Origin of the sequence: Sporolactobacillus shoreae, from assembly GCF_004684935.1 — a bacterium.
In the GTDB taxonomy this organism is placed as follows: Bacteria; Bacillota; Bacilli; order Bacillales; family Sporolactobacillaceae; genus Sporolactobacillus; species Sporolactobacillus shoreae.
Genome location: NZ_SRJD01000046.1, coordinates 1 through 5,137, shown reverse-complemented (window position 1 = coordinate 5,137; position 5,137 = coordinate 1). Strand labels below are relative to the sequence as shown.

The 5,137-nt window shown below is 44.8% G+C and carries 7 protein-coding genes; 2 read left to right on the top strand and 5 right to left on the bottom strand.

The features are described 5' to 3' along the window. Nucleotides 1–194 precede the first annotated feature (194 nt). Nucleotides 195–1,436, bottom strand: a complete 1,242-nt coding sequence (locus tag E4665_RS17835) for an MFS transporter (RefSeq protein ID WP_135350155.1) — start codon at nucleotides 1,434–1,436, stop codon at nucleotides 195–197. Nucleotides 1,437–1,743: 307 nt separating this feature from the next. Here E4665_RS17835 and E4665_RS17830 point away from each other — a divergent pair, with 307 nt between their 5' ends. Continuing rightward, complete coding sequence (locus E4665_RS17830) at nucleotides 1,744–2,187, top strand: outer membrane protein assembly factor BamD (RefSeq protein WP_135350154.1); 444 nt, start codon at nucleotides 1,744–1,746, stop codon at nucleotides 2,185–2,187. Between the two features lie 489 nt (nucleotides 2,188–2,676). Continuing rightward, on the top strand, nucleotides 2,677–2,856 hold the full coding sequence (locus E4665_RS17825; RefSeq protein ID WP_135350153.1) for a hypothetical protein: 180 nt from the start codon (nucleotides 2,677–2,679) through the stop codon (nucleotides 2,854–2,856). Between the two features lie 38 nt (nucleotides 2,857–2,894). On the opposite strand, the gene E4665_RS17820 is transcribed toward E4665_RS17825, so the two are convergent. The 4 genes from E4665_RS17820 to E4665_RS17805 are packed head-to-tail and all read right to left on the bottom strand — an operon-like array spanning nucleotide 2,895 to nucleotide 4,979. Continuing rightward, a complete protein-coding gene (locus tag E4665_RS17820; protein ID WP_135350152.1) occupies nucleotides 2,895–3,905 on the bottom strand; it encodes a GH25 family lysozyme in 1,011 nt (336 codons plus the stop codon). Continuing rightward, on the bottom strand, nucleotides 3,898–4,284 hold the full coding sequence (locus tag E4665_RS17815; RefSeq protein ID WP_135350151.1) for a phage holin, LLH family: 387 nt from the start codon (nucleotides 4,282–4,284) through the stop codon (nucleotides 3,898–3,900). Before E4665_RS17815 ends, E4665_RS17820 begins: the two co-directional genes overlap by 8 nt. Before the next feature lie 25 nt (nucleotides 4,285–4,309). Next, on the bottom strand, nucleotides 4,310–4,540 hold the full coding sequence (locus E4665_RS17810) for a hypothetical protein (protein WP_135350150.1): 231 nt from the start codon (nucleotides 4,538–4,540) through the stop codon (nucleotides 4,310–4,312). Beyond that, nucleotides 4,506–4,979, bottom strand: coding sequence for a phage holin family protein (locus E4665_RS17805; protein WP_167815257.1), 474 nt, complete (start codon nucleotides 4,977–4,979; stop codon nucleotides 4,506–4,508). The genes E4665_RS17810 and E4665_RS17805 overlap by 35 nt, the downstream gene beginning before the upstream one ends. Between the last annotated feature and the right edge of the window lie 158 nt (nucleotides 4,980–5,137).

The following is a 5,137-nucleotide window of genomic DNA, read 5'->3' as shown; positions in this document are numbered from 1 at the left end:
CTCGCTGTCTACGCTTAAAAACCAAAGTTGCCTTCCGTTCTCCAAGACTCGCTACGGATGAGTGGCTAGCTCTTTCCCGACGGGCTTCCCACCCGCTATAAGGCACGACCTTGCTCGGTCGCTCTATACTTCTTACCTTTAAAAAAATCTGCCCTGTCAGATCAACAGGGCAGATGGAAAATCCAATAAATTGATTATATATGTTGACCCGCGACTCTGTCCGGGTGGTGACGATGATGATGTATCTCTCCCGCAAGAACCATCCTGTGAACGACAATTGAAAGCAGCACACCAACAGCGCATATAAAACTAACTACAGCAACAACTCCTGCCCATCCAAAGCTTTGGAGAAATAACCCGCCGACGGATCCGACAACACTTGATCCGACATAGTAGAAAAGTAGGTAGAGTGAAGATGATTGAGCTTTTTCGCGCCTGTTGGCAAGAATGCCAACCCAACTGCTTGCTACTGAATGCCCTCCGAAAAAACCAAAGGTGAAAACGGCCAGGCCTATTATCTTAAGGACAAGTGGGGCGGACAAAGTGATGACCAGACCGGCAACCATTAAAGAAAGACACAGGGTGACCACGCCTGAACGACTCGTACGGTCCGACAGCTTTCCCATCCATGTTGAACTGAATGTTCCGACAAGAAAAATAATAAAGATGAAACCGACAACGGTCTGGCTCAGATTATAAGGCTCTTCCATGAGCGGAATGCCGATATAATTATAAACAGTCACGAAGCCGCCCATCAGAATGAAGCCGAGGCAGTAAATGAGAACAAGCGGCGGAGATTCGATATTTTCGATAAAACCGACCGTCGTTCTTTTCATGGATCCCCTCTTTGAATCAAAATGTTTGGATTTCGGTAGCAAGAGTATAAAGAGAATTCCCATGATCAGATTCAATGCACCAAGAATGCCGATCGCGACGTTCCAGGAAAAAACATCGCTGAATGATCCGACGATCAGACGTCCCGTCAATCCACCCAAACTGTTCCCGCTGACATAGATGCCGATCACATAACCCAGGCATCGTTTGTCGAATTCTTCATTAACGTAGGCCATAGCAATCGAAGGATAACCGGCGAGAAGCGCCCCCTGGATGAAACGAACAGCGATCAGCAAGGGCAGATAGTTGATAAACCCGACAGCAACGGTCAGGACTGCCGACGAAATCAGTGCGACAGTCATGATTTTTTTTCGATTAAACATCCCCGAAGTAAATGAAACAAATAATAGTCCGATTGCGAGCGCACCTGTTGCAGCCGAAAGGGTCAAGCTCGCGGCCGCCGGGGGAACATGAAACTGCGCGGCAAGCACAGCAATCACTGGCTGCGTGCTGTACAAATCGGCGTACATTATAAAACTGCCCAGAAACAAGGCTGCCAACGTCTTTTTAAAGTCCTTGTTCTCTGGTGATATATAATCCATCAAAAAGTCAATCCCTTCTGTTCCGGTTGGTAATTTTCATACTATGACAAATATTTTATGATGTCTAATATATTATTTTAATCGGAGCAATGTTTTTAAAGTTATGAATGGCTAAAAACGTTGGTATAAGTGCATTTTAGTACAGTTAAAGTACGTGTTAGTTCATTAAAAACAATTAAAATATCTAAAAATAAACTTTGTTTGTCACCTTTATGTCACCTCTGTGCCACCTAGTGACATAAAATTTATCCCACCATTGCGTGGGATTTTTTATATAATAAAGGAAAAAGTTACCGGGGGAACTGCTATGAAAAAAGTCATTCTCGTTATAGCCACATTATTATTACTCTCAGCTTGCGGATCACAAAACGGGATACCGCAAAACCAGTTTTCACAAGATGAACAGGTCGCTTATAATTTTTTGAAGGGCGTATATAGTGGAGATAAAAATGATCAGGAGGATGCTGTCTCTAAATATGCTGGGGATGTTGTACCGGGCGGATCAATTGCACAATCATATTTAGATCTTGGCTATTTCGCTGATCAATACAAAGACATCAAGTTAATTAAACTCGTTAATGAAACGGGTAAAGATAAAGGCTGGAAATCAATTCTAGCCGACTTAAAAAATAATGAGAACTCAATTGAAGCCATTATAGAAATTAAAAGCCATAAAGTACAAGACATCTATCTTTCAAATGTTAAGGATACCCAGAAAGGATTTAATGCTTTAAAAGCATCAAAATTCTGATATTCCTTTGCCCGTTATAAGAGGATTTATTTCCTGCGTTTTCCATGTCACGCAGGAAATTTTTTTTTATAAAAAAGCTAAAATTAACTCACAAAACCCTTGCAAATATATAGTACATGTACTATAATAAAAATATGGGAGGAGGTGAAAAAGTGGTTGATAAAATAATTGATGAGGTAAGAAATGCAGTAACAACCGTGGCCGCGGTTATCGGCATCTACTACCTCATCAAAGATCATCGGAAGCCTCGAAAGAAGCGCCGAAAGTAACACCCCGGGGGAGAAATCCCCCACATATTATTATATCATAACCACTTTTAATTATGAAAAAACTCAAAACAGTTGACATTTTGTTTTTCATTCTCTTTTTGTCATGGCTATCTGATACAGATTTCTCTCACTTGCCCGTTATAAAAATAATTGGGCTTCTTGCTGTGGGTGTTTGGTTCATTTTGATCTTGCTTAAACTATTTAAAAAGGACTGGTGATCATGCATAAAAACCAACTGAACTATGATAAGGAATGGGCGAATGAGAATCGCGAACACAAACGCTATTTATCCAAGCGATCAACGGCTAAATCCTTTATACGCAAGGACGCAACGGCTGAGGACTTGGACGACCTCGAGGCATTAATTGCTGAACGACGGAAACTTATCACTCAAAAATAGTTATGTATCCCGCCATCACGGCGGGCTTTTTCATTATGTCATTTCTTTTTCAGATACTGTGCTCCTACAAACACGTGGCCGGTACCGCTCTTAAGCTGTGCCCATCCATTGCTAATGCTTTCAACCTCTACCTGTTGTCCCTGCTTCAGTGTGCCAACTACTGGGCCATTCGGGGCCTTCCGGATATTCAATAGGCTTGCCACAACGATATAAGACACTGTCTTTTCGACTGTCGGCTTCGGTGCTGCCTTCACTGGCTCTGGTTTCTTTCCTGCTTGCAGATAGGAGAGAAGCTGCATGTTCTGCCCAGACGTACCAATGTAAGCCTTGATCCCGTACTCCTTCGCCAGTTTTGCCCGAGCATTAAAGCTGCTATCCTGCTTCTTTGCGTCCAGGTACTGCACCAGTGTCAGGGGCTTGTTGGCCTGCTTGACGGCTTTCTTTGCGGCAGGTCGGCTGGTAAATGCACCCGTATAGTCCACGCTACAGTCAAAGGTGCCACTGATCCCTTTAAGTTTGACTTTGTCCGTATACTGCCACGCGCCAACATTTTTAAAAGGCGGTTTGTTCAGATCCACTTTTGCTGGATAGCCTGCTTTCCATGGCTTGACTGGCAGTTTACTTTCGTCCAGGTGCGCATCGGTAAACGGCTGATTGCTGTACCATGTGACGTTCTGATAGCCCGCAGCTTTGACCGCATTGAGGAATACTAGGGCATTCTCCGTCATATTACCACCGAGTACAACCTCAATATCCAACGGGATGCGTGTATTTTTAGGTAGCCCGTATGCTTTAGCAAGCGATAGAAAAAACTCTGCTTCAGCTTTCGCTTCTTCCGGACTGTTGGCCCGGAAAAAGTGATAAGCATTCACAAGCAATCCTGCTGCTGTAGCGTTCTTAATGTAACTGGCCGCCAAGGGATCTTTAAAGGTATGGCCCTCTGATAGCTTGATCGTCACCGCTACAATGCCGTCCTTCTTCATCTGCTGAAATTCCGGCACCGATCGAACGCCTCGGCTGTGATTAAGGTCAATAAATAACTTAGCCAACTGGCTCACCTTCCTTGGCTACGGTTTCCACCTTCGCCTGTACCTGGTCAACCTGATGTTTCAGACCGGACAAGTCAAATGCTTCCTGAATAAATCCTTCCAGTTGTTCCGGAGTAAACCGGATATGGAAAAATGACCGGCTCAACCATGATGCGAGTAGTTCCAGCGCCAGTTTCCGCTTTTCCTGTCCGGACGGAGATTCATAGTATTCTTTAGCCTGCTGTTCAATCAACAATACAGCGCGGGCTGCCGCCTGCTCCACATGCTTCCGCTGTGCCGCCGTAAGGCTTGCCCAGATCCGTGCGGATACGAGTGCCAAGACAAATAAAATAGCGACCAGCAAGATGGCCGCTCCAATCAACAGATATAGATTATTCATTTCAATCGCTCCTCTACCTTTTTGATTATTTAAAGTGGATTGCTAACGACAAAATTGAAATAATAACGCCCAGCCATGCCGGCCAGTTTCCAAGCAATGAGGAACGATGGCTGTCCATTGCATCTATTCGCTTTTCGAGGTCAGCGATGTTGTCATCCCTGACCTGTAGTAGTGCTTCAAGCTCTTTTCGTGGCACGTAGTTTTCTGGTAGATCCGTCAGTTCATTTTCGATGTCCTGTATGCGTGCGTCGTCCATTCTTCGCTGCCTCCTTGTCCTCACCGACATGCTTCACGTCAAAGGTTTCTAGCATTCCTTTAAATACATCCGGTACGTCAACACCCAGCTTGATTAGGTTTTCCACAATCGAAATACCTTCTGTAGCGACCAGCATCATGATGATGAGGTTACGCATGACCTCGCTGCTTTGGTCACCTAATACGACATCGAGCCAGTACCCGGCAGCAACGAGCAGCAGCATGCCTACCTTTTTTCGGATGCCACGGAGTGACTTTCTACTGGCGAGGTCGTGGATACTGCCGGCATAAATTAAGCCCGTGGCGTAGTCAATGCCCATAAAGACAACGAGACCAATAACCAGGTTGTCAATACCACCAATAAAATAAGCGGCCTTGTTGATGACCCAAGCGCAGACCACTGATAATACACCGATAAATAAATTGCTATGATTGCCCACCCACAGGACTTCCCTTCGCCTCGTTTATTGGTTAGCCTGCCGGCGGCGTATTCAGTGCAGAAATGGCCGGTGCGATCAGTGCATTGATCTGATCGACATTACCGGCCGTCGCGGTGAACTGTTCAACTGTGATGTGAATCGAACCATTAATATAATCG